Annotated in this window: 22 protein-coding genes and 1 pseudogene; 16 read left to right on the forward strand and 7 right to left on the reverse strand. The window is 63.6% G+C overall.

Translation table 11 applies throughout. The features are described from left to right. Positions 1–46 precede the first annotated feature (46 nt). Positions 47–1441, reverse strand: coding sequence for an argininosuccinate lyase (gene argH / locus KCG88_RS18035; RefSeq protein ID WP_047289908.1), 1395 nt, complete (start codon positions 1439–1441; stop codon positions 47–49). 626 nt (positions 1442–2067) lie between these two features. Here argH and KCG88_RS18040 point away from each other — a divergent pair. The 7 genes from KCG88_RS18040 to KCG88_RS18070 all read left to right on the forward strand — a co-directional run bounded on the left by KCG88_RS18040 (position 2068) and on the right by KCG88_RS18070 (position 8379). Then, complete coding sequence (locus tag KCG88_RS18040) at positions 2068–2814, forward strand: LytTR family DNA-binding domain-containing protein (RefSeq protein ID WP_011064176.1); 747 nt, start codon at positions 2068–2070, stop codon at positions 2812–2814. A 126-nt stretch (positions 2815–2940) separates the two neighbouring features. Next, entirely contained in the window at positions 2941–3882 is a 942-nt protein-coding gene (gene hemC / locus KCG88_RS18045) for a hydroxymethylbilane synthase (RefSeq protein ID WP_041120366.1), read from the forward strand. Further along, on the forward strand, positions 3879–4646 hold the full coding sequence (locus tag KCG88_RS18050) for a uroporphyrinogen-III synthase (RefSeq protein WP_210712830.1): 768 nt from the start codon (positions 3879–3881) through the stop codon (positions 4644–4646). Before hemC ends, KCG88_RS18050 begins: the two co-directional genes overlap by 4 nt. 17 nt (positions 4647–4663) lie before the next feature. Continuing rightward, on the forward strand, positions 4664–5803 hold the full coding sequence (locus KCG88_RS18055; RefSeq protein WP_047289902.1) for a uroporphyrinogen-III C-methyltransferase: 1140 nt from the start codon (positions 4664–4666) through the stop codon (positions 5801–5803). Then, on the forward strand, positions 5800–7038 hold the full coding sequence (locus KCG88_RS18060) for a heme biosynthesis protein HemY (RefSeq protein ID WP_210712831.1): 1239 nt from the start codon (positions 5800–5802) through the stop codon (positions 7036–7038). The genes KCG88_RS18055 and KCG88_RS18060 overlap by 4 nt, the downstream gene beginning before the upstream one ends. A gap of 153 nt (positions 7039–7191) precedes the next feature. Then, the gene (locus tag KCG88_RS18065) at positions 7192–7713 is read left to right on the forward strand and encodes a disulfide bond formation protein B (RefSeq protein ID WP_047338104.1); all 522 of its coding nucleotides are present in this window, start codon (positions 7192–7194) and stop codon (positions 7711–7713) included. 207 nt (positions 7714–7920) lie between these two features. Beyond that, entirely contained in the window at positions 7921–8379 is a 459-nt protein-coding gene (locus KCG88_RS18070) for an Rsd/AlgQ family anti-sigma factor (RefSeq protein ID WP_011064170.1), read from the forward strand. A gap of 60 nt (positions 8380–8439) precedes the next feature. On the opposite strand, the gene KCG88_RS18075 is transcribed toward KCG88_RS18070, so the two are convergent. Continuing rightward, entirely contained in the window at positions 8440–9105 is a 666-nt protein-coding gene (locus KCG88_RS18075) for an FKBP-type peptidyl-prolyl cis-trans isomerase (protein WP_047289898.1), read from the reverse strand. Positions 9106–9298: 193 nt separating this feature from the next. On the opposite strand from KCG88_RS18075, the gene KCG88_RS18080 reads away from it, so the two are divergent. Next, a complete protein-coding gene (locus KCG88_RS18080) occupies positions 9299–10411 on the forward strand; it encodes an AlgP family protein (RefSeq protein ID WP_210712832.1) in 1113 nt (370 codons plus the stop codon). Here the strand turns inward: KCG88_RS18080 and KCG88_RS18085 are convergent. Next, positions 10408–10872: a TIGR02444 family protein gene (locus KCG88_RS18085; RefSeq protein WP_011064167.1), complete on the reverse strand. Its 465-nt coding sequence runs from the start codon at positions 10870–10872 to the stop codon at positions 10408–10410. The two genes, KCG88_RS18080 and KCG88_RS18085, sit on opposite strands and share 4 nt — an antisense overlap. Positions 10873–10922: 50 nt before the next feature. Here KCG88_RS18085 and KCG88_RS18090 point away from each other — a divergent pair, with 50 nt between their 5' ends. The 3 genes from KCG88_RS18090 (at position 10923) to KCG88_RS18100 (ending at position 14253) form a co-directional block, all read left to right on the forward strand. Further along, positions 10923–12833, forward strand: a complete 1911-nt coding sequence (locus KCG88_RS18090; protein ID WP_011064166.1) for an ATP-binding cassette domain-containing protein — start codon at positions 10923–10925, stop codon at positions 12831–12833. Further along, entirely contained in the window at positions 12833–13414 is a 582-nt protein-coding gene (locus KCG88_RS18095; protein ID WP_016966929.1) for a mechanosensitive ion channel family protein, read from the forward strand. Before KCG88_RS18090 ends, KCG88_RS18095 begins: the two co-directional genes overlap by 1 nt. Positions 13415–13620: 206 nt before the next feature. Beyond that, entirely contained in the window at positions 13621–14253 is a 633-nt protein-coding gene (locus KCG88_RS18100; protein WP_047289895.1) for a LysE family transporter, read from the forward strand. Positions 14254–14310: 57 nt separating this feature from the next. On the opposite strand, the pseudogene KCG88_RS18105 reads toward KCG88_RS18100, so the two are convergent. Next, positions 14311–14442, reverse strand: a pseudogene (locus tag KCG88_RS18105) (penicillin-binding protein activator LpoB); the annotation flags it as partial. Positions 14443–14581: 139 nt separating this feature from the next. Here KCG88_RS18105 and KCG88_RS18110 point away from each other — a divergent pair. Together KCG88_RS18110 and KCG88_RS18115 are read left to right on the forward strand one after the other, a co-directional pair. Then, positions 14582–16480, forward strand: a complete 1899-nt coding sequence (locus KCG88_RS18110) for a cytochrome c/FTR1 family iron permease (RefSeq protein ID WP_210712833.1) — start codon at positions 14582–14584, stop codon at positions 16478–16480. Between the two features lie 79 nt (positions 16481–16559). Next, positions 16560–17015 carry a YaiI/YqxD family protein gene (locus KCG88_RS18115; protein WP_015637443.1) on the forward strand — a complete coding sequence of 152 codons (456 nt, stop codon included), beginning with the start codon at positions 16560–16562 and terminating at the stop codon, positions 17013–17015. A gap of 18 nt (positions 17016–17033) precedes the next feature. Here KCG88_RS18115 and elbB read toward each other — a convergent pair whose 3' ends face one another. Together elbB and KCG88_RS18125 are read right to left on the reverse strand one after the other, a co-directional pair. Then, positions 17034–17702 (reverse strand): isoprenoid biosynthesis glyoxalase ElbB, encoded by a 669-nt coding sequence (gene elbB / locus KCG88_RS18120; protein WP_210712834.1) that lies wholly within the window; start codon positions 17700–17702, stop codon positions 17034–17036. Between the two features lie 51 nt (positions 17703–17753). Further along, entirely contained in the window at positions 17754–18380 is a 627-nt protein-coding gene (locus tag KCG88_RS18125; protein ID WP_047289891.1) for a DedA family protein, read from the reverse strand. Between the two features lie 207 nt (positions 18381–18587). Between KCG88_RS18125 and hemB the strand changes: the two genes are divergently transcribed. Further along, on the forward strand, positions 18588–19601 hold the full coding sequence (gene hemB / locus KCG88_RS18130; protein WP_047289889.1) for a porphobilinogen synthase: 1014 nt from the start codon (positions 18588–18590) through the stop codon (positions 19599–19601). Positions 19602–19619: 18 nt separating this feature from the next. Beyond that, positions 19620–21839, forward strand: coding sequence for a polyphosphate kinase 1 (gene ppk1 / locus KCG88_RS18135; protein ID WP_047289887.1), 2220 nt, complete (start codon positions 19620–19622; stop codon positions 21837–21839). 160 nt (positions 21840–21999) lie between these two features. Here the strand turns inward: ppk1 and ppx are convergent, their stop codons facing one another. Continuing rightward, the gene (gene ppx, locus KCG88_RS18140; RefSeq protein WP_047289885.1) at positions 22000–23502 is read right to left on the reverse strand and encodes an exopolyphosphatase; all 1503 of its coding nucleotides are present in this window, start codon (positions 23500–23502) and stop codon (positions 22000–22002) included. A gap of 374 nt (positions 23503–23876) precedes the next feature. Between ppx and trxA the strand changes: the two genes are divergently transcribed. Next, entirely contained in the window at positions 23877–24206 is a 330-nt protein-coding gene (trxA, locus tag KCG88_RS18145) for a thioredoxin TrxA (RefSeq protein WP_016967174.1), read from the forward strand. Positions 24207–24366 lie beyond the last annotated feature (160 nt).

The following is a 24366-nucleotide window of genomic DNA, read 5'->3' on the forward strand; positions in this document are numbered from 1 at the left end:
TGACCGCACCGGCAGAGGATGCCGGCGCGGGCAGGTTCGCAAGTGCTTAGCGGCTGGCCAGCAGGGCCTGGCCGCGGGCCACTGCCGCCCGGACCTGGGCCGGTGCGGTGCCGCCGATGTGGTTACGGGCATTCACCGAGCCTTCCAGGGTCAGCACGGCGAACACGTCCTGTTCGATCTGATCGCTGAACTTGCGCAGCTCTTCCAGGCTCATTTCCGCCAGATCCTTACCGGTTTCCACGCCGTACTTCACTGCATGGCCGACGATTTCGTGGCAGTCGCGGAACGGCAGGCCTCGGCGTACCAGGTAGTCCGCCAGGTCGGTGGCGGTGGAAAAACCGCGCAGGGCCGCCTCGCGCATGATGGCGTGCTTGGGCTTGATGGCCGGGATCATGTCGGCGAAGGCCCGCAACGAATCGCGCAGGGTATCGGCGGCATCGAACAGTGGTTCCTTGTCTTCCTGGTTGTCCTTGTTGTAGGCCAGGGGCTGGCCTTTCATCAGGGTCAACAGGCCCATCAGCGCGCCGAATACCCGGCCGCTCTTGCCCCGTACCAGTTCCGGCACGTCGGGGTTTTTCTTTTGCGGCATGATCGAGCTGCCGGTGCAGAAGCGGTCCGGCAGGTCGATGAACTGGAATTGCGCGCTGGTCCACAGCACCAGCTCTTCGGAAAACCGCGACAGGTGCATCATCGCCACGCTGGCGGCGGCGCAGAATTCAATGGCGAAATCGCGGTCCGAAACGCTGTCCAGGGAGTTGCCGCCCACGGCTTCGAAGCCCAGCAACTGGCAGGTCAGCTCGCGGTCGATCGGGTAGGTGGTGCCGGCCAGCGCGGCGCTGCCCAGGGGCATGCGGTTGGTGCGCTTGCGGCAGTCCACCAGGCGCTCGTAGTCACGGCTGAGCATTTCGAACCAGGCCAGCATGTGGTGGCCGAAGGTCACCGGTTGGGCGGTCTGCAAGTGGGTGAAGCCCGGCATGATGCTCTCGGCTTCGCGCTCGGCCAGCTCCAGCAGGCCTTTTTGCAGGCGGGTGATTTCACCGAGGATCAGGTCGATCTCGTCACGCAGCCACAGGCGGATGTCGGTGGCCACCTGGTCGTTGCGGCTGCGGCCGGTGTGCAGTTTCTTGCCGGTGATGCCGATGCGGTCTGTCAGGCGCGCTTCGATGTTCATGTGCACGTCTTCGAGGTCCACGCGCCAGTCGAAACGGCCGGCCTCGATCTCGCCCTGGATGGTCTTCAGGCCGTCGATGATGCTGTCGCGCTCGGCATCGGTGAGCACGCCGACCTTGGCCAGCATGGTGGCGTGGGCGATGGAGCCCATGATGTCATGGCGATACAGGCGCTGGTCGAAAGTGACAGAGGCGGTGAAGCGGGCGACGAAGGCGTCGACGGGTTCACTGAAGCGGCCGCCCCAGGACTGATTGGTCTTGTCAGTGCTCATGAATTCGCTCGTGATCTGCTGAAGGAAGATGGCGTGAAAAACAGGCGCCGATAATAACAGGGTTGCCCGGGCTGTCGCTGGCGCTGGTCGGCAGCTTTTTTCTCCGTCGCACGCCTGGGTGGCTTGTCGCCAGCGTTGGGGGCGCAGAGACTGAGGTCGGTGCGGTCGAAGGCGCTTCCTGCGAGGTGAGCGCCTTGAGTGCGGAAGCTGATATCGGTCAAACGATATTTATCGATTGAGCAATATCGTCTTGGCAACCGTCTACAGTTGGACAGGAGGATCGGCACAATTGCGTAACACCCCTCGCGTGTTCGCAGTGGGCCCGTCCAGCAAGTTCACACCGCGCAGGGCCAGGCAATCCGTCCACCAAACGAGACGGGTGCGGGCAGGGTGGGCGGCGACCACAATCACGAGGGGGGCTTTGTGTTGAATACCAGCATTCCCTGCGACGTCGTCGCGCATCAGCCAACCTTGAGCGGTATCGGGCAGGCACGGGCAAATATTGGTGCCCGACTTGCGGCACTTTTTGGCCTTCGCACTAGTCTTAGCGTGGATCGCGGTGACGGACGTCACTCCACCTGTCTACGCTATCCTTGTGCGAGACTCACGCAGGAATCCAGCGCAATATGAATGTCCTGATCGTTGATGACGAACCCCTAGCCCGCGAGCGCCTGAGCCGGATGGTCAGTGAGCTCGAGGGATACAGTGTCCTGGAGCCCAGCGCCACCAATGGCGAAGAGGCATTGAGCCTGATCGACAGCCTGAAGCCGGATATCGTCTTGCTCGACGTCCGCATGCCGGGGCTGGACGGTCTGCAGGTCGCCGGCAAGCTGTGTGAGCGCGAGACGCCTCCGGCGCTGGTGTTCTGCGCTGCGCCGGACGAATTCGCCCTAGAGGCCTTCGACGCCAGCGGCGTCGTCCACCTGGTCAAGCCAGTGCGTTCCGAGCTGTTGCTGGAAGCGCTGAAGAAGGCCGAAAAACCCAACCGTGTGCAATTGGCGGCGCTGACCCGGCCCGCGGCCGAGAGTGGTAACGGCCCGCGCAGCCATATCAGCGCGCGCACGCGCAAAGGCATCGAGCTGATCCCCCTGGCCCAGGTGGTGTATTTCATAGCCGACCACAAATACGTGACCTTGCGCCACGAGGGCGGCGAGGTGCTTCTGGATGAGCCCCTGAAGGCTCTGGAAGATGAATTCGGCGACCGCTTTGTGCGTATCCACCGCAATGCGCTGGTGGCCCGCGAGCGTATCGAGCGTTTGCAGCGCACACCGTTGGGGCATTTCCAGTTGTACCTCAAGGGCCTCAATGGCGATGCGCTGATTGTCAGCCGGCGGCATGTGGCGGGCGTGCGCAAGATGATGCAACAGCTCTAGACCAGGGTTTGCCCCCTGTAGTGGGTGAAGCCTGGCGTCGGGAGAAGGCTAGGTTTCTGATACAAGTCAAAGCTGATTTGGTTGAGCTGTTATCATCTGCCGTATCTATTCAGTACGGATTGATCCATGTCCTCTCGCGAAATCCGCATCGCTACCCGCAAAAGTGCTCTGGCCTTGTGGCAGGCCGAATACGTCAAAGCCCGTCTGCAAGAGGCCCATCCGGGTCTTGTCGTGACCCTGGTGCCCATGGTCAGCCGCGGCGACAAACTATTGGACTCGCCCTTGTCGAAAATCGGTGGCAAGGGCCTGTTCGTCAAGGAGCTGGAAACCGCGCTGCTGGAAAACCAGGCCGATATCGCCGTGCACTCGATGAAAGACGTGCCCATGGACTTCCCGGAAGGCCTGGGTCTGTTCTGCATCTGCGAGCGCGAAGACCCGCGTGATGCCTTTGTTTCCAACACCTACGCCAGCCTCGACGAGTTGCCTGAAGGCAGCGTGGTGGGCACTTCCAGCCTGCGCCGTCAGGCTCAGTTACTGACCCGTCGCCCCGACCTGCAGATCCGTTTTCTGCGGGGCAACGTCAATACCCGTCTGGCCAAGCTGGACGCCGGCGAATACGACGCCATCATCCTCGCGGCCGCCGGCCTGATCCGCCTCGGATTCGAGGATCGCATCAGCTCCTCCATCAGTGTCGACGACAGCCTGCCCGCCGGTGGCCAGGGCGCCGTCGGCATTGAGTGCCGCAGTGCCGATACTGAAATCCACGCCTTGCTGGCCCCCCTGCATCACGCTGACACGGCCAGCCGGGTAACCGCCGAGCGCGCACTGAACAAGCACCTCAACGGTGGTTGCCAGGTGCCGATTGCCTGCTATGCGGTGCTGGAAGGCGAGCAGATCTGGCTGCGCGGCTTGGTGGGCGAGCCTAGCGGCGGCCTGCTGCTCAGCGCTGAAGCTCGTGGCCCTCGCGCATCGGCCGCCGAGTTGGGTGTGCAGGTGGCGGATGCCCTGCTGGCTCAGGGCGCCGATGACATTCTGCGCGCGGTCTACGGCGAGGCGGGCGAGGAGTGACTGGCTGGCGCCTGCTGCTGACCCGGCCGGCCGAGGACTGCGCCGCGCTGGCGGCGATCCTGGCGCAGTCCGAGATCTTGAGCAGCAGCCTGCCATTACTGGAAATCCAGGCGTTGCCGGCCAATGACTCGCAGCGGGCGACCCTGCAGGCATTCGACCAGTATTGTGCGGTGATCGTGGTCAGCAAGCCGGCGGCGCATCTTGGCCTGGCGCTGTTGCGCCAGTATTGGCCGCAGCCACCAGACCAGGCCTGGTTCACCGTAGGCGCCGCTACCGGGCAGATCCTTGCGGATGCCGGCCTGCCAGTGTCTTATCCCCAGCAGGGCGATGACAGTGAAGCCTTGCTTGAACTTCCCCAATTGCGCGAGGCTATCGGCCAGCCTGATCCACGGGTGTTGATCGTGCGTGGGGAGGGGGGGCGCGAACTGCTCTCTGAGCGCCTGCGCGCCCTAGGTGCTAGTGTCGATTATCTGGAACTCTACCGTCGTTGCCTGCCGCACTACGCCGAAGGCGCGTTGCTCCAGCGGATTGAAGTGGAACGCTTGAACGGGCTGGTGGTCAGCAGTGGACAAGGTTTCAGCCACTTGTGGCAGCTGGCGGGGCCCGCCTGGCCGCAACTGGCGAAGATGCCGTTGTTTGTTCCAAGCCCCCGGGTCGCCGACATGGCGCGCGCCGCCGGGGCGGAAAAAGTTGTGGATTGTCGCGGCGCCAGTGCCGCGGCTTTGCTAACGGCGTTACGGGAGCAACCCGTGCCCGTTCTCTAAACGCAAAGGATGGATACGTGAGCGAAACAGCCTTGCCTAAAGATGAAGCCCAGCCGGTGCCCGAGACACCCGCTGAACCCACGAAACCAACCGTTGAGCGTCGTGGCAACGGGTTGGCAATTCTGGCCCTGCTGCTGGGGGCGGCGGGCGTCGCCGTTGGTGGCTGGGGGATCTGGCAGGTGCGCCACCTGCAAGCCAACAACCAGCAGCAGTTCAGTCAGTTGCAGGCCCTGGGGGATCAGGCCCAGAGTCTCAAGCTCAGCGAACAGCGCTTGAGCGAACGCCTGGAGCAACTGCCCGCTGCCGATGAGCTGGAAGACCGGCGGCGTCTGGTGGCCCAGTTGCAGGGTGACCAGCAGCGCCTGAACCAGCGCCTGGAAACCGTACTGGGCGCCAGCCGCAAGGACTGGCGTCTGGCGGAAGCCGAGCACTTGTTGCGCCTGGCCAGCCTGCGTCTTTCGGCGCTGCAGGACATCAGCAGCGCTAGGGCCCTGGTCCAGGGCGCCGACGATATCCTGCGCGAACAAAACGATCCGGGAGCCTTCGCCGCCCGCGAGCAGTTGGCCAAGAGCCTGGCGGCCCTGCGCAGCACCGAGCAGCCGGACCGCACCGGGCTGTTCCTGCAACTGGGGGCCTTGCGTGACCAGGTGCTGGAGCTGAGCGCCGTGGCTCCGGAGTTCAAGGACCGCGGTGAGTCGCTGCTCGGCCTGACAGCCGATGGAGACGGCGCCAGCCGCTGGGCTCAGTGGTGGGATCAGATCTCGCGCTATTTCCGCATCGATTTCAACGCCGACAAGAACATCCGTCCCTTGCTGGCCGGTCAGGGCCTGACCCAGGTGCGCCTGGCCCTGAGCCTGGCGCTGGAGCAGGCGCAGTGGGCTGCCCTGAACGGCCAGGCCGCGGTCTATACCCAGGCGTTGACCGAAGCCCGCGACGTGCTCACCGGCAACTTCAATCAGGACAACCCGCAAAGCAAGATCATGCTCGAGCGCCTGGCCGAGCTGAGCAAGCAGCCGGTGACGGTCGTCACCCCGGACCTGGCCAAGACCCTGAGTACGGTCCAGGCCTACCTGGAGCGGCGTAACCTGAATGTCGAAGAGTCGGTCAAGCCTCTGGCCAAACCTGCGGCGAACAACGCCCAGGAGACGAGCCCATGAAACGTACCTATGTGATCGTCCTGCTGGTCATTGCGGCCATCGGCCTGCTGGGTCTGGCCATTGCCGAGCATCCCGGGTACGTACTTATCGCCTACAGCAACTTCCGTTACGAATCGAGCCTGTGGGCAACCCTGGCCCTGTTGGCGCTGGTCTGGCTGGTGGTCTGGGGCATCAAGCTGCTGATCGAGCTGGTGATGGTGTCCGGTGGTGTGGTCAATCCCTGGTCACGGCGCAATCGCAGCCGTCGTGTGCAGATCGCCATCGAGCAGGGGCAGATGGACCTTGCCGAAGGTCGCTGGGCCAGCGCGCAGAAGCACCTGCAGCGTGCCGCCGAGGCCGAGCGCCAGCCGCTGCTCTACTACCTCGGCGCTGCCCGGGCGGCCAACGAGCAGGGCCACTATGAAGAATGCGACCGGTTGCTGGAGCGGGCGCTGACCCGCCAGCCCCAGGCAGAGCTGGCCGTGGCCCTGAGCCACGCCCAACTGCAGACGGATCGCGGCGATACCGAGGGGGCCCTGAGCACCCTGCAGGCCATGCATGAGCGCCATCCCCACAGCGTCCAGGTGCTGCGCCAGTTGCAGCGCCTGCATCAGCAGCGTGGCGACTGGTCGGCCCTGATCCGTCTGTTGCCCGAGTTGCGCAAGGACAAGGCGCTGCCGGCCAGCGAACTGCAGGAACTGGAGCGTCGGGCCTGGGGTGAAAACCTGTCCCTGGCCGCGCGTCGTGAAGAAGATGAGGTTGCCGGCCTGCAATCTCTCAATCGTGCCTGGCAACAGTTGACCTCGGCGCAGCGCCAAGAGCCGCAGTTGGTGCTGGCCTATGCCGAACAACTGCGTCAACTGGGGGCCGGAGCCGAGGCGGAAGAGGCCCTGCGCACGGCAATCAAGCGCAAGTACGAAAGCCACCTGGCACGGCTCTATGGCCTGGTGCGTGGCAGCGATCCGTCGCGTCAGTTGCAGACCGCCGAGCACTGGCTCAAAGAGCATGCGGACGATCCGAGCCTGCTGCTGACCCTGGGCCGCCTGTGCCTGCAGAACAGTCTGTGGGGCAAGGCCCGGGACTATCTGGAAAGCAGCCTGCGCTTGCAACGCAATCCCGAAGCCTGCGCGGAGCTGGCGCGCCTGCTGGCACAGCTGGGGGATACCGAGCGCAGTAACCAACTGTTCCAGGAAGGCCTGGGTATGCTCGACGAGCGCCTGCTGGCCTCTCCGCTGCCGGTCCCGGTGCGGGCCTGAGGTGTCCCGGGGCCGGTTGCCTGTTTCAGGCAACCGGCCCTTTTACTGCTGTACCTGCGGCGCTGTTGTCGATCGGTTGCGACATAGCGCTTCTTGAAAGCAGCGAGCGCTTTCTCTACCGTGGCTGCCTGTTTCTCCCGTTACGGATATCTCATGTCGCTGGCCGGCTCCCGCGTGCTGTTCTCCCTGGTGTTCCTGGTGGGGGCCTTGGCCTCGTGGGCGGCGTTCAACCTGCAAACGGGTGGCGGCCTCGAGTCCTGTTCGCTGTGGGGCGTGCAGCGCCTGCTGTTGCTGGCATTGGGTGGGGTCAACCTGTTGGCCGTGGTCCAGGGACCAGGGCGTGTGGGGCGGGCGGTCTACTGGGGGCTCAACCTGCTGTTGGGCCTGCTGGGGGTGGTGACCGCCGGACGCCATGTGCTGTTGCAGAACATTCCCTCCGAACAGCTGCTGGCCTGCCTGCCGGACATGTCCTTCATGCTCCGCCAGCTGTCCTGGTGGCAGGCGTTGAAGCTGACGTTCATGGGCACCTCCGATTGCGCCGAGGTCACCTGGACCCTGCTGGACATGAGCCTGCCGGAGTGGAGCCTGCTGTTTTTCGTGATCATGCTGATCTTTAGCGGCTACCGCCTTTGGCGTCAGCTGCGGGGCGCGCGCAAGGCCGTGGCGTTGCCCTGAGTCAGTGTTTGGCAGGAGGGCGGGGATTAAACGCTTGTATGAACTTTATCTCCTGCGTACCTTGATGCTGTAGTCGAGCGGGCATAATCTGGCCCGCACCTGTCACTGGAATTATGTTGCTCGATGCTGTTGTGCCTGACCGGATCCAGAGTCTCCAGAAAAGAGCGGCGGGCAAGCGGCATGACCCATAAGGGAAGAGAGATCACCATGCTCGAAAGTTGTCAGAATGCTCAGGAACGCTGGGGTGGAGTGCATCTGCTGATCGACCGCTGGTTGCAGGAGCGTCACGAATTGGTTCGAGCCTATGATGCGCTGGGCGCCGAGCCCGAGGCACTGAGTGAGAGCAAGAAGCCGCTGCAGGAATTCTGCGGGATCCTGGTGGACTACGTCTCCGCCGGCCATTTTGAAATCTACGAACAGCTGACCAGCGAAGCCAAGGCGTTTGGCGACAAGCGCGGGCTGGAGCTGGCCGACACCCTCTATCCACGCATCGACGTGATTACCGAAAAGCTCCTGGCGTTCAATGACCTGTGCGACGCCGGCCAGTGCGTGGCGCAGAAGTTCAAGGAACTCGGTGGCCTGCTGCACGAACGCTTCGAGCTGGAAGACTGCCTGATCGAAGTGCTGCACAACGCGCACAAGCAGGAAGCTGTAGCTCAGGCCTGAGAACAGGAACCTACCAAGAAAAACGGCACGCCTCGGCGTGCCGTTTTGCGTTGTGGCGCTTTAGCCAGCGACACCGAGCAATTCGATGTCGAACACCAGTGGGGTGTAGGGCGCGATCAGGTCCCCGGCGCCTTCGGTGCCATAGGCCTGGTTCGACGGGATTACCAGGCGCCACCGGGCTCCGGTGGGCATCTGTGACAGTGCGCTGCGCCAACCGGCGATCACGCTGTCGAGGCGGAACCATTGCGGCTGCTGGGTCTGATCGAACACAGTGCCGTCTGGCAGGCTCCCGGTGTAGCGCACCTGGACCGAGCCGTTGGGGCTGGCCTTGTTGCCGCTGCCAGGGCTCAACTCGGTCAGCAAGATGCCGTCTGCCAGTTGGCGGACTCCGGGCTTGGCCTTTTCTTCATCGAGAAAGCGCTGCTCGTTTTTCAGCGCGATTTCTATCTGGGACTTGGCCGATTGTTCGCTGATCTGTGCGTCGTGTTCGGCAAGGATCTGTTCGATGCGTTCGCTTTTGAGCGCCAGTGGCTTGCCTTGATAAGCGGCTCTCAAGCCTTCGACCAGGGCCTGGATCTGCAGGTCAGGCACCTCATCGCGCAGGCGTTCGCCGAGGCTCGCCCCCAGGCTGTAGGCAAGATCGTGAGCGTTGTTGGATGGTGCTTCGGCAGCCGCCTGAGCCAGTGGCAAGAACAGGCTCAAGGATAAAAACAGGTAACGCGACATGGGCACTCTCCGGCCTGAGTTGCGGTGGATTATGCCAGCGACAAAGCACTCGTTGGTGAGCAACTTCGATGGGGGCGAAGAACATTTTCGTTCGGCTGCAACGCCAGGCTTTCGATACTGTCAACATGCCCTAGCGGCGGTAGCAGCAGAGGTCTAGTATGAGCCGCAACTCACGTCAGCCAGGAGGTAAACCATGTCGGCCAATAAGAAGCCTGTAAATACTCCGTTGCATTTGCTCCAACAGCTGTCGGGCAGCCTGCTCGAACATTTGGAAAACGCTTGTTCCCAAGCCTTGGCTGATGCTGAAAAACTGCTCGCCAAGCTGGAAAAACAACGGGGCAAGGCGCAGGAAAAACTGCACAAATCGCGCACCAAACTGCAGGACGCTGCGGCGGCCGGCAAGGCCAAGGCACAAGCCAAGGCGAAGACCGCGGTCAAGGAACTCGAAGACTTGCTGGACGCCCTGAAAGAGCGTCAGGCACAAACCCGCAGCTACATTCTGCAACTCAAGCGCGATGCCCAGGAGAGCCTGAAACTGGCTCAAGGCGTGGGTCGTGTGAAGGAAGCGGTAGGCAAGGCATTGAGCTCTCGTGATGCCAAGCCGGCAGCGGTAGCAGCGAAAAAACCAGCGGCCAAGCCTGCTGCCAAGGCTCCGGCCAAACCTGTAGCCAAGCCTGCGGCGAAAAAACCTGTTGCTGCCAGTGCTGCCAAGCCCGCCGCGGCCAAAACCGCAGCCGCCAAGCCTGTTGCCAAACCAGCGGCCAAGCCTGTTGCCGGGAAAGCAGCGGCTGCCAAACCGGTTGCTGCCAAGCCAGCCGCCAAGCCTGCGACCAAAGCCGCTGCGGCCAAGCCAGCTGCTAAACCTGCCGCCAAGCCCGCAGCCGCCAAGCCAGCCGCGAAACCTGCCGCTACCAAGACCGCTGCGGCTAAACCTGCTGCCGCCAAACCGGCCGCTAAACCAGCAGCGAAACCCGCCGCTGCAAAAGCCCCGGCCAAACCTGCTAGCAAACCTGCAGCGGCCAAGCCAGCTGCGGCATCGGCGGCCAAGCCTGCCGCCAAGCCAGCTGCGGCAAAAACCGCAGCAAAACCTGCTGCCAAGCCGGCCGCGAAAAAGCCTGCTGCCAAGCCCGCAGCCGCCAAGCCTGCTGTAGCCAAGCCAACTGCTCCAGTTGCCAAACCAGCAGCTCCCGCGCCCGCAGCCGCCAAGCCTGCCACTCCCGCTCCGGCTGCCTCGCCGGCACCCGCTGCAAGTGCACCCGCTGTTCCTGCGTCGGCTCCAGCCAGCAACCCTTCCAGCGCTTCCTAAGCGCCGGCCACCGCGATGCGCAGTACCTGCAGCGCATTGCGGTTCCGGACGGCGGCTTCGGCCGCCAGTCCTTCCAGCCAGTCATTCAGGCTCCGGGCCTGAGCTTCGGGCCACTTTCGTGCCCCTTCCTGCAGACGCAGCAGCAACTGTCGTTCGGCATCCAGCTCCAGGGCCTTGAGTTGTTCGCGCAAGGTGCTCAGTTGCACGTCGCTGGCCGCGGCGGCTCGCCACTCAATCCGCAGTTTGCGCAGGGGTTCGACCACCTCCTGGTACCAGGGCGCAGCCAACTCTTCGAGCGCTTGCAGGCGCTGCTTATCGCAGTCGACCCCCCTTTGGCCAAGCCAGGCGCCACAGAGCAACAGACAGACATTGGCCCCGCCATCCTGCAGTTGCAGGCAGGCCTCCTGCACACCGGGCAGGGCGTAGGTCTTCAGGGCAAAGCTCCACAGGTCAGGGGACATATTGCTACTCGCGCCAGTTGCTAACGAAGCTGGTAGACTCCGCCGCCATTATGATTCGACTTCAGAACCTGACTTTACAGCGTGGCCCGCAACGTCTGCTAGAAGACGCCGAGCTAACCCTGCACGCCGGCCAGAAAGCCGGCCTGATCGGTGCCAACGGCGCCGGCAAATCCAGCCTCTTTGCCTTGCTGCGCGGTGAGCTGCACCCGGACTCGGGTGACTGCTTCCTGCCGGCCGACTGGCGCATCGCCCACATGCGCCAGGAGGTCGATACCCTCGAGCGCCTGGCGGTGGACTATGTGCTCGATGGCGACTTGCGCCTGCGCCAGGTGCAGCGTGACCTGGCCGCTGCGGAAGCGGCCCAGGACGGCGCCGCGCAAGCGCGCTTGCACGCCGAGCTGGACAGCGCCGACGGTTACACCGCCGACGCGCGGGCGCGCAAGCTGCTAGCTGGCCTGGGGTTCACCAACGAGCAGATGGACCGTCAGGTCGGCGACTTCTCCGGGGGTTGGCGGATGCGCCTGAACCTGGCGCAGGCGCTGATGTGTCCCTCGGACCTGCTGCTGCTCGACGAACCTACCAACCACTTGGATCTCGACGCCATCATCTGGCTCGAAGAGTGGCTCAAGGGCTACCCCGGCACCTTGCTCCTGATCTCCCACGACCGGGACTTCCTCGATGCCGTGGTCGATCACGTGGCCCACGTCGATCAGCGCAAGATCACCCTCTATCGCGGTGGCTACAGCGCCTTTGAGCGCGCTCGTGCCGAGCGTCTGGCCCAGCAGCAGCAAGCCTACGAGAAGCAGCAGGCGCAGCGCGCGCACATGGAAAGCTACATCGCCCGCTTCAAGGCCCAGGCTACAAAGGCCCGGCAGGCACAGAGCCGGATCAAGGCCCTGGAGCGCATGGAGGAGCTGTCGGCGGCCCACGTCGATTCGCCCTTCGATTTCACCTTCCGTGAGTCGACGAAGATCTCCAGCCCGCTGATCGACCTCTCCGATGCCCGCCTGGGTTATGGCGAACGTGCGGTCCTGGAGAAGGTCAAGCTGCAACTGACCCCGGGCGCGCGGATCGGCCTGCTAGGCCCCAACGGCGCCGGCAAGTCGACCCTGATCAAGAACCTCTCCGGCGAACTCCAGCCGCTGTCCGGGCGCCTGACCCGGGGCGAGAACACCGTTGTCGGTTACTTCGCCCAGCATCAGCTCGATTCCCTGGACTCCAAGGCCAGCCCCTTGCTGCACCTGCAGCGCCTGGCGCCCACCGAGCGCGAGCAGACCCTGCGCGACTTCCTCGGCGGCTTCGACTTCCGCGGCGCACGGATCGACGAGCCGGTGCTGAACTTCTCCGGCGGTGAAAAAGCCCGTTTGGCCCTGGCGCTGATCGCCTGGGAGCGGCCCAACCTGCTGCTGCTCGACGAACCCACCAACCACCTGGACCTGGAGATGCGCCTGGCCCTGACCATGGCCCTGCAAGAGTTCAGTGGTGCGGTGCTGGTGGTCTCCCACGATCGCCATCTGCTCAAGAGCACCACCGACAACTTCTTCCTGGTGGCCGACGGCAAGGTCGAAGAGTTCGACGGCGACCTGGACGACTACACCCGTTGGCTGGTGGATTACCGCCAGCGCAATGCCCCGGTCAGCAACACGCCGGTGAACCCGGACAAGACCGACAAGAAGGCCCAGCGCCAGGCCGCCGCGGCGTTGCGTCAGCAACTGGCACCGCACAAGCGCGAGGCCGACAAGCTGGAGGCCGAGTTGGGCAAGGTGCATGAACGCCTGGCCAAGATCGAGGCCAGCCTGGGCGACAGCGGTTTGTACGAGGCTGCGCGCAAGGATGAGTTGCGGGATCTGCTGGCCGAACAGGCCAAGCTCAAGACCCGTGAGTCCGAGCTGGAAGAAGCCTGGATGGAGGCCCTGGAACTGCTGGAAAGCATGCAGGCCGAACTGGAGGCGCTGTCCTGATGGAGGCGCTGCAACTACCGTTGCCGGCTCAGTGGATCGGCCCGTTGTGGATTGGCGTGCAGATCCTGCTGATCCTCCTGGCGGGCTACCTGGCCCAGCGCTTCGTGGCCCGTGGCCTGACCCGCCTGGGCGAGCGCTACCCGTTCCCGCCGCAGTTGCTGATGCCCCTGCGGGGCGGCCTGCGCTGGCTGATCATGGGCAGCGCGGTAATCTTCGTGCTGGAGCGCCTGGGGGTTTCCGCCACGGTGCTGTGGACCGCCCTTTCAGGCTTCGTCGCCGTGGCGGCGGTGGCCTTCTTCGCCATGTGGAGCGTGCTCTCCAACCTGCTCTGCGCGATCCTGATCTTCACGGTTGGCCCGTTCCGCCTGGGTGACGTGGTGGAGCTGGTGGACACCGTCGACAAGCCTGGGGTCAAGGGCCGGGTCGTGGCGATCAACCTGCTGTACACCACCCTCATCGAAGCCGAAGAGGCCGGTACCGGTAGCGCTATGGTCCAGGTGCCCAACAGCCTGTTCTTCCAGCGCTCGGTGCGCCGCTGGCGTGGCACCGATGCGCTGCCGGTGGGCGGCGGCGAGAAGTAATTCCTTCCTCTGTAGCCGCTGCTGCAGGCTGCGAACGGCTGCGCAGCAGGCGCCGCTCATATTGCCCCTAAGTTCCTGCGGAACTCATCGCAGCCTGCGCCAGCGGCTACAGGGCCGTGCATCACCTTTGGGCGAAAAAAACATGGTCAGCCGCCAAGCGGAGGATTAGCTTAGGCAGTCACGACCAATTCGATCCGAGGTGTGCGATGGTGCTTGAGACATGGCTGGCGTTCTTTGCCGCCAGTTGGGTAATCAGTCTTTCCCCGGGCGCCGGCGCCATTGCGTCTATGTCCTGCGGCCTGCAATACGGTTTCTGGCGCGGCTACTGGAACGCCCTGGGGCTGCAACTGGGCCTGGCCATGCAGATTGCCATTGTCGCGGCCGGTGTCGGGGCCATTCTCGCGGCCTCTGCCACGGCCTTCTACGCCATCAAGTGGTTCGGTGTGGCCTACCTGGTGTACCTGGCGGTCAAGCAATGGCGCGCGCTGCCTAGCGACCTCAGTGATGACGCCGCCATTCGCCCCATCGGCAAGCCCCTGGCCCTGGTGTTTCGCGGTTTCCTGGTAAACATCAGCAACCCCAAGGCCCTGGTGTTCATGCTGGCGGTGTTGCCGCAGTTCATCGACCCCCATGCGCCCCTGCTCAAGCAGTACCTGATTCTCGGCGCCACCATGATCGTGGTCGACCTGATCGTCATGGCCGGCTATACGGGGCTGGCGTCCAAGGTCCTGCGCCTGTTGCGCACCCCGGTCCAGCAGCGGCGGATGAACCGCACCTTCGCCGGCCTGTTCCTCGGCGCCGCGGGTTTTCTGGCAACTATCCGCAAAGCGGCGGCCTAGGTTTGCAGGAACAAGAAAAGGCGACCCAGCGGGTCGCCTTTTTCGTTTGCGTGCGGTTTAGCGCAGGATCACTGGCGCCGTGTCCGGCGGCAAGTTGTTGGGCATCGGCGCCGACCCCGGTTGCTCGTAGCTGCTGAGCCCTGGCTGCCGGGTGAGGTCTTCGCCCAGGGGCTTGGACACTTTGCGCACGCAAGGAGAGCGGGGTGCTACCTGGGTGTAAGGCTGGTGGCCTGGGAGCGAAGTTGTTTCAGGGGGGCTGATAAGCCTTGAGTGAAACCCGTTGGGAGGGAACAATATGTTACTTCTTATTTCCCTTTGAGATTTATTCATGATTGCCCCTTCCCGTTTACTGGCGTTGCTAGTGTTGCCGGTGCTGGCGCTTTTCAGCTTCAACCTGCTGGCCGATACCGTCGACGGCGCACCCAAGGCCCTGCATCTGCTGGATTACATTGGCGCGGACTATCCCGCCACGGTTGAGGGGGGCAAGGTCATTGACGAGTCCGAGTACCGTGAGCAGGTGGAGTTTCTCGGCGTCCTGCAGGGGTTGATCGCCGATCTGCCGGCCAAACCGGAAAAGGCTGAACTGGAGCAAGGCGTTGTCAGCCTGCGCAAAGCGGTGGATGACCGCGTCGATGGCAATCAGGTAGCTCGCCAGGCGCGGCAGATGGGGGCCCGGCTGGCGGTGGCCTATGAGGTCAGCCAGGCGCCGATCATCACCCCGGATCCGACCCGTGGCGCGCCGTTGTACGCCCAGCACTGCTCGGTGTGCCATGGGCAGCAGGGCGCCGGCGATGGTCCGGCGGGCGTGGGCATGACCCCACCACCGGCCAACCTGCGGGATGCCGAGCGTCTCGATCGCCTGAGCCTGTATGCCATCTACAACACCCTGGGGTTGGGCGTGGAAGGCACAGACATGCCGTCCTTCGCCGATCAACTGGATGATCGCCAGCGTTGGGACCTGGCCACCTACATCGCCAGTTTCAGCGCCGACCCTGCGGCCGCCAAGGGCGAGCAGAGCTTCAACCTGGCCGACCTGGCCCGGCAGACACCGGGTGAAGTACTGGCCGCCCAGGGCCCGCAGGCAGCCGCGACTTTCCGTGCCCAGCGGGCCCAGCCGCCTCAGGTCAAGCGGGGCCCGGCGCAGTTGCTGGACTACACTGCATCGACCCTGGACAAGAGCCTGGCGGCCTACCGCAGCGGTGATCACGAACAGGCCTACGATCTGTCGGTAGCGGCGTACCTGGAAGGTTTCGAGCTGGTGGAAAGCTCCCTGGACAACGTCGATGCCAACGTCCGCAAAGACACCGAAAAGGCCCTGATGGCTTACCGGCAGTCGTTGCAGGACGGTTTGCCGGTGGCCCAGGCCGAACAGCGCCTGGACGCGGCCAAGGCCAAGCTCAAGGAGTCCGCCGAGCTTCTGGGCGGCGACAGCCTGAGCTGGTCTCTGAGCTTTGTTTCCGGCCTGCTGATCCTGCTGCGCGAAGGCCTGGAAGCGATCCTGGTGCTGGCGGCCATCCTTGCCTTCTTGCGCAACACCGGCCAGCAATCGGCGGTGCGCAGTGTCAACGTCGGCTGGGGCCTGGCCTTGCTGGCCGGCCTGGGCACCTGGGCCTTGGCGGCCTACGTGATCGATGTCAGCGGTTCCCAGCGTGAACTGCTCGAAGGCGCCACCGCGCTGTTCGCCAGTGTCATGGTGCTGTGGCTCGGGGTGTGGATGCATGACCGCCGGCATGCGGCGGCCTGGCAGGACTACATCAAGAGCAGCCTGGTGGGCGGCGGCGGGCGTTTCGGCTTTGCGGTGCTGGCGTTCTTCTCGGTCTATCGCGAGCTGTTCGAAGTGATCCTGTTCTACGAAACCCTGTGGCTGCAGGCCGGCCCTGCCGGGCACAACGCGGTACTGGCCGGTGGCGCCACCGCCCTGGTGCTACTGGTAGGGCTGGCCTGGGTGATCCTGCGGGGTTCGGCCAAGCTGCCGCTGGCCCTGTTCTTCGGCATCAACGCGGCGCTGCTCTGCGCCTTGTCGGTGGTGTTCGCCGGGCACGGGGTCAAGGCGTTGCAGGAAGCGGGTATCTTCGGTACGCGGCCAGTGCCGTTCTTCGATTTCGACTGGCTGGGTATTCATGCCGACGCTTACTCGCTGGGTGCCCAGGCGGTGGCGATCCTGGCGATCGTGGTGCTTTACAGCCGCAGCCGCATGAGTGAGAAGCGCCGGGTGCAGGTTTCCTGAGCCGGCGTAGTTGATCGCGGGCAAGCCTGCTCCTGAAGGGGCGGCTTGCCCGTTGTGCATTCTGGAGGGAGAACATTCAATGCGTGTCTGGATCGATGCCGATGCCTGCCCCAAGGCGGCCAAGGATCAAGTAGTGCGCTTTGCCCTGAAGCGCCAGTTCGAAGTGGTGCTGGTGGCCGGACAGGCGCAGATCAAGCCGGCCTTCGCCTGCGTCAGACTGATCGTGGTGCCCAGCGGCCCAGATGCCGCCGACGATTACCTGGTGGAGCACGCAGTGCCCGGTGAACTGGTGATCTGCAGTGATGTGCCGCTGGCCGATCGCCTGGTGAAAAAAGGTGTGGCGGCCCTGGACCCGCGGGGCAAGGAGTTCGACGCACAGAACATGGGCGAGCGCCTGGCGGTGCGCAACCTGTTTACCGACCTGCGTGAACAGGGGCAGGTCAGTGGTGGGCAAGCGCCCTATGGCGACCGGGAAAAACAGGCCTTTGCCAACGCCCTGGACCGCATCCTGACGCGCTTGGCGCGCCAGGCCTGAGGGGCGCTTGCTAGAGGCTCACTTATCGCCTTCGTGGGTCAGTTCCAGCACCCGGTCCACCAGTTTGTTGATGCCCGAGGCCGCTTCGCTGATGGATTTCGCCAGCATGTAGGCGGGGGTGCTCACCAGTTTGCGCGCCTTGTCTTCGATGATCTCGCCCACCGCGCATTCGGCGTGGGTGGCGCCCATCTTGCCCAGGGCAGCGGCGGTGTCGGCATCGTTGCCGATGGTGCAGGTCACGCCGGGGCCGTAGATCTTCGCGGCCATGGCCGGGGCGATGCACATCAGGCCCACCGGCTTGCCGGCTTCGGCAAAGGCTTCGGCCAGGGCCAGGACGTCGGCCTGGACCGTGCAGGCAGCGCCTTCGGTGGCGAAGCTGGACAGATTCTTGGCGGCGCCGAAGCCGCCGGGAATGATCAGCGCGTCGAAATCGTCGACGCTGGCTTCACGCAGGTCCTTGACCTCGCCTCGGGCGATGCGCGCCGATTCCACCAGCACGTTGCGGGTCTCGGCCATGGCTTCGCCGGTCAGGTGGTTGAGCACATGCATCTGTGGGATGTTCGGGGCGAAGCACTGCACCTGGGCGCCGCGCTGGTCGAGGCGCAGGAGGGTGATCACGCTCTCGTGGATCTCGGCACCGTCGAACACGCCGCAACCGGAAAGGATCACTGCAACTTTTTTGCTCATGGTTGTTTCTCCAGCTTTAGGGTGCCGACAGCATGCCAAATGACGGGCGTGTCACTCCACCGGTGTGGTCGAAGCCTTGGTCTTGTCTTGCGCGGCGGCTTGTTCGGCCTCGTAGATCTGCTTGGCCAGGCGCGCGTTCTTGAAGCGCCGGCGCAGCCACAGGCCGAAGCCCAGGACCAGCAGGGCGCCCAGCACCCACAGCTCGTACTTCTTGATACTGCCGAGCATGCCTTCCATGACTGCGCCGAAATGGTAGGCCGCCTGGGCCAGGGCTATGGCCCAGATCGCTGCACCGATACCGTTAAGCAGCAGGTAGCGGCCCGGCGGATAGCCGGACAAGCCGATGGCCACCGGCATCACGGTGCGCAGCCCGTAGACGAAGCGGAAGCTCAGTACCCAGATATCCGGGTGTTTGCGGATATGCTCCAGCGCCCGGTCACCCATCATTTGCCAGCGCGGTTTGCGTGCCAGCAGCTTGCGGCCATGCTTGCGCCCCAGGAAGTACCACAGCTGGTCACCGGCGTAGCTGCCGAAGAAGGCAACCACCATCACCAGGTTGATATCCATGTATCCGCGGAACGCGAGAAATCCGGCAAGAACCAGAATGGTTTCGCCTTCGAAAAACGTGCCGAGAAAGAGGGCGAAGTAGCCGAAATCCTGAAGAAATTGTTGGAGCATTGTCTGGATGCTGGCGAAATGAACGCGCAGCCTACCCCTTCGACGACGTTCGGGAAAGTATCGAAATGTGTCTCGACGTGAACAATCCGGCCAATGACAATGAGTGTTGCTGCCGGTCAACAGCTTGAGCACAACTGTCATCTGTTCGTCATAATGCCCGCTTATAACTGTCCCGCTCGTCCGCCAGCGCGAGCCCTGGAGTCCGCCGTGAGCTTTACCCCCGCCAATCGTCTGTTTCCAGCCACTCGTCTGCGGCGCAACCGTCGCGATGACTTTTCCCGCCGCCTGGTGCGAGAAAACCGTCTGAGTGTGGATGACCTGATTCTGCCGGTGTTCGTGCTCGAGGGTGAGAATCGCCGCGAGGCGGTGGCTTCGATGCCCGGGGTCGAGCGCCTGACCATCGACCTGCTGCTGGAAGAGGCGGCGAACTGGGTCGAGTTGGGGATTCCGGCCCTGGCGCTGTTTCCGGTGACCCCGGCCGGGCTCAAGTCCCTGGATGCGGCCGAGGCCTGGAACCCGGATGGCATCGCCCAGCGTGCCACCCGCGCCCTGCGCGAACGCTTTCCAGCCCTGGGGGTGATCACCGACGTTGCTCTTGACCCGTTCACTACCCATGGCCAGGACGGCATTCTCGACGAACACGGCTACGTGCAGAACGACATCACCGTCGATGCCCTGGTGCGTCAGGCCCTGTCCCATGCCGAGGCCGGCGCCCAGGTGGTGGCGCCTTCGGACATGATGGATGGGCGGGTCCAGGCGATCCGCGAAGCCCTGGAGCTGGCCGGGCATGTCAATGTGCGCATCATGGCTTACTCGGCCAAGTACGCCAGCGCCTACTACGGCCCCTTCCGCGATGCGGTGGGCTCGGCGCTGAACCTGGGCAAGGCCGACAAGGCCTCGTACCAGATGGACCCGGCCAACGGCCAGGAAGCCCTGCATGAAGTGGCGGCGGACCTCGCCGAAGGCGCGGACATGGTCATGGTCAAGCCAGGCATGCCCTACCTGGACATCCTCTGGCGGGTCAAAGATGAATTCAAGGTGCCGACCTTTGTCTATCAGGTCAGCGGCGAATACGCCATGCACATGGCAGCAATCCAGAATGGTTGGTTGGGTGAGGGGGTTATTCTTGAATCCCTGACCGCTTTCAAACGTGCAGGTGCCGATGGCATCCTGACTTACTTTGCCGTTCGTGCTGCTCAATTGTTACGAGAGCAAAAATAGCCCTCCCAGGAACACGCGATGAATACTGAAGGACTCTCAGAAGTTGCCGTAAAAGAAGCTCAGCCGGTGGTCGAGCAAGTGGTGGAGACCCCGCCGGAACTGGAGCCAGTGGCCTCGGCCACGGTGGCCGAGACGCAACCGGCACCGGCCATCGTCATTCCCAACCTGGATGACAGCAGCCTGTATATCCACCGCGAGCTGTCGCAGCTGCAGTTCAACATCCGCGTGCTGGAGCAGGCACTGGATGAGTCCTATCCGTTGCTGGAGCGCCTGAAGTTCCTGCTGATCTTCTCCAGCAACCTGGACGAGTTCTTCGAGATCCGCGTGGCGGGCCTGAAGAAGCAGATCACCTTCGCTCGCGAACAGGCCGGTGCCGACGGCCTGCAGCCGCACCAGGCGCTGGCGCGCATCAGCGAACTGGTACACGGGCATGTCGACCGCCAGTACGCGATCCTCAATGACATCCTGTTGCCGGAACTGGAGAAGCACCAGATCCGCTTCATCCGTCGCCGCTACTGGACCACCAAGCTCAAGACCTGGGTTCGCCGGTACTTCCGCGACGAGATCGCGCCGATCATCACCCCCATCGGCCTGGACCCGACGCACCCGTTCCCGTTGCTGGTGAACAAGAGCCTGAACTTCATCGTCGAGCTGGAAGGCATCGATGCCTTCGGGCGCGATTCCGGCCTGGCGATCATCCCGGCGCCGCGCCTGCTGCCACGGATCATCAAGGTGCCGGAAGAAGTCGGCGGCCCTGGCGACAACTATGTATTCCTCTCGTCGATGATCCACGCCCACGCCGATGACCTGTTCCAGGGCATGAAGGTAAAAGGCTGCTATCAGTTCCGCCTGACCCGTAACGCCGACCTGGCGGTGGACACCGAGGACGTCGAAGACCTGGCCCGCGCCTTGCGCGGCGAACTGTTCTCCCGTCGCTACGGTGACGCGGTGCGCCTGGAAGTGGCCGACACCTGCCCCAAACACCTGTCGGACTACCTGCTCAAGCAGTTCAACCTGCACGAGACCGAGCTGTACCAGGTCAACGGCCCGGTGAACCTGACGCGGCTGTTCAGCATCACCGGCCTGGACAGCCACCCGGAGCTGCAATACACCCCGTTCACCCCGCAGATCCCCAAGCTGCTGCAGAACAGCGAGAACATCTTCAGCGTCATCAGCAAGCAGGACATCCTGTTGCTGCACCCGTTCGAATCCTTCACCCCGGTGGTCGACCTGCTGCGCCAGGCCGCCAAGGACCCGCACGTGCTGGCGGTGCGCCAGACCCTGTATCGCAGCGGTGCCAACTCGGAGATCGTCGATGCCCTGGTAGATGCGGCGCGCAACGGCAAGGAAGTCACCGCGGTGATCGAACTGCGTGCGCGGTTTGACGAAGAGTCCAACCTGCAGATGGCCAGCCGCCTGCAAGCGGCCGGCGCGGTGGTGATCTACGGCGTGGTGGGGTTCAAGACCCACGCCAAGATGATGCTGATCCTGCGTCGCGAGGCCGGCGAGATCGTGCGTTATGCGCACCTGGGCACCGGTAACTACCACGCGGCCAACGCTCGTCTGTACACCGACTACAGTCTTCTGACCTCCGACGATGCCTTGTGCGAGGACGTGGGCAAGCTGTTCAGCCAGCTGATCGGCATGGGCAAGACCTTGCGCATGAAGAAGTTGCTGCATGCGCCGTTCACCCTGAAAAAGGGCATGCTCGACATGATCGCCCGGGAGACTCAGTTCGCCCTGGACGGCAAACCGGCGCACATCATCGCCAAGTTCAACTCGTTGACCGATCCGAAGATCATCCGCGCGTTGTACAAGGCCAGCCAGTCGGGCGTGCGCATCGACCTGGTGGTGCGTGGCATGTGCTGCCTGCGTCCGGGCATTGCCGGGGTTTCGCACAACATCCACGTACGCTCGATCATCGGCCGCTTCCTGGAGCACACCCGGGTGTTCTACTTCCTCAATGGCGGCGAGGAGCAGATGTTCCTTTCCAGCGCCGACTGGATGGAGCGCAACCTCGACAAGCGGGTCGAGACCTGCTTCCCGGTGGAGGGCAAGAAGCTGATTCTGCGGGTCAAGAAAGAGTTGGAGAGCTATCTCACCGACAACACCCACAGTTGGAGCCTGCAGTCCGACGGCCGCTATATCCGCAACACGCCGACCGGCAACCAGAACCCGCGCAGTGCCCAGGCAACCCTGTTGGAGCGCCTTGGCAGCCCGGTGCTGCCGGTGCGCTAAGCGCGTCAGGCGTCGCCGATAATAAAAAGGCCAGCCCGATCACCGGGCTGGCCTTTTTTGTGCGGCTTGCAAGAGCCGTAGGAGCGGGCTTGCCAGCGAAGGCGCCCCTGAGGGCGAGGCAAGGGTTTGCGGCCTTGCCGCCGGCAAGCCGGTGGCAGGGTCAGTTGACGTTGAGCACGATGCCCACCCGCGTCAGCCATTCGGCCTCCAGGGCGAAGTCGGCCTGGGTCAGCTGGTTTTCATCCAGCCAGTGCTCCGGGAATTCCACGTCCAGCTGATCGCCGCTGGCGCGCAGGCTCACCTGGGGCATCTGTTGGGTGCCGCGGATGTGGTGGAACAGGATGGCAAAGCGCAGCAGCACGCACAGCCGGATCAGCTTGATGCCGTCGTCGCCGAACTCGGCGAATTTCTCCCTGGGAATGTTGCGGCGGTGGCCGCGCACCAGGAGAGCCAGCATCTGCTGGTCTTCCCGGGAGAAACCCGCCAGGTCCGAGTGCTCGATCAGGTAGGCGCCGTGCTTGTGGTAGTGATAGTGGGCGATGTCCAGCCCCACTTCATGGACCTTGGCCGCCCAGCCCAGCAGTTCGCGCCAGATGCCGTCCTCCAGGTCCCAGTCCGCGGCAACCTGGTCGAAGGCGCGCAGGGCCTTGCCTTCAACGCGCGAGGCTTGTTCCAGGTCGACGTGGTAGCGCTCCATGAGCGAGCTGAGGGTGCGTTCGCGGACGTCTTCGTGATGATGGCGGCCCAGCAGATCGTAGAGCACGCCTTCACGCAGGGCGCCTTCGCAGTGATCCATGCGTTGCAGTTCCAGGGCGTCGAAGATCGCTTCGAGAATTGCCAGGCCGGCGGGAAAGATCGCCCGGCGGTCGGGCTTGATACCTTCGAAATCGATCTTCTCGGCGTCGCCGAGCTTGAACAGCTTGCGCTTGAGCCACGCCAGCCCTTCGGCGTTGACCTCGCCGCTGCCCTGGCCACCAGCCTTGAGGGCCAGGCCAATGGCGCGAATGGTCCCGGAGGAGCCGATGGCTTCGTCCCAGGTCAGGCGATGCAGGGCATGCTCGATGCTCATGATCTCCAGGCGTGCGGCGGTGTAGGCCTGGGCATAGCGGGCAGGGGTGATCTTGCCGTCGCGGAAATAGCGCTGGGTGAAGCTTACGCAGCCCATCTGCAGGCTCTCGCGCAGCAGGGGTTCGAAGCGCTGGCCGATGATGAATTCGGTACTGCCGCCGCCGATGTCGGCCACCAGGCGCTTGCCCGGAGTGTCGGCGAGGGTGTGGGACACCCCGAGGTAGATCAGGCGGGCTTCTTCACGGCCGGAGATGACTTCCACCGGGTGGCCGAGGATTTCCTCGGCGCGGCGAATGAATTCGCCGCGGTTGCGGGCTTCGCGCAGGGCGTTGGTGCCGACGATGCGCACCGTGCCCTGGGGCATGCCGTTGATCAGTTGGGCGAAGCGCTTGAGGCAGTCGAGACCGCGCTGCATGGATTCTTCGTTGAGCTGGCGTTCTTCGTCGATGCCGGCGGCCAGTTGAACCTTTTCTCCGAGCCGCTCGAGAATGCGGATTTCACCATTCCGGGCCTTGGCCACGACCATGTGAAAGCTGTTGGAGCCCAGATCGATCGCGGCGATCAGGGACAGATTCTTGGCTTGGGATTGGGGCATGTTTGGGGGTCTCGGTCGATAACCTCGCCATCGTGCCACGATCAACGGCTCGCGCCAACGCGCAGTGTCCAATGCGTTGATTCAACGCATAAAAGCCTGCGCCGGGGCGGCGGGCCGGCTGTTCCGTGGCCAGGAAAGATCCCGTTCAATCGGGCGAGCCGCTCCTTGGCAGCCAGGCGAAGACCCTGCTGCGACAGGTGCGCGGTGCTCGGCGGGTTCACCAAATGGCCTGCGCAACCCCCGCAACGTCCCCGGCTGAGCTATACCCAAACTCGTGGGGCACCATAGTTAGAGTCAATCATCTGCGGCTTCCTGAACGCGGGAAGGGCAGATATGATGGGCCACGTTTTTTTGCTTACAACCTGGAGAATTCCATGAGCAGCGATCTTATCAAACACGTCAGCGACGCCAGCTTCGAGGCCGACGTACTCAAAGCCGAAGGCGCTGTACTGGTCGATTACTGGGCCGAGTGGTGTGGCCCATGCAAAATGATCGCTCCGGTTCTGGACGAAATTGCTGAAACCTACAAGGGCAAGCTGACCGTTGCCAAGCTGAACATCGACGAGAACTCGGAAACCCCGGCCAAGCATGGCGTGCGTGGTATCCCGACCTTGATGCTGTTCAAGAACGGCAATGTCGAAGCCACCAAGGTTGGCGCACTGTCGAAGTCGCAACTGGCTGCCTTCCTCGACGCCAACATCTAAGTGTCGATTCGGTACCCTTGAAAAAGCCCCGCAAAATGCGGGGCTTTTTCGTAATTGAGGGCTAGACGCTCCGAAACTCAGGTGTTACATTCGGCCCCGCACTGGTTTCTCCATTGCCCCCTGCAAGCCGTCGCCGACGCTCTCCTTTTCGAATTAGTAC

It is taken from the genome of Pseudomonas sp. MWU349 (genome assembly GCF_017947325.1).
GTDB classification, from domain to species: domain Bacteria; phylum Pseudomonadota; class Gammaproteobacteria; order Pseudomonadales; family Pseudomonadaceae; genus Aquipseudomonas; species Aquipseudomonas protegens.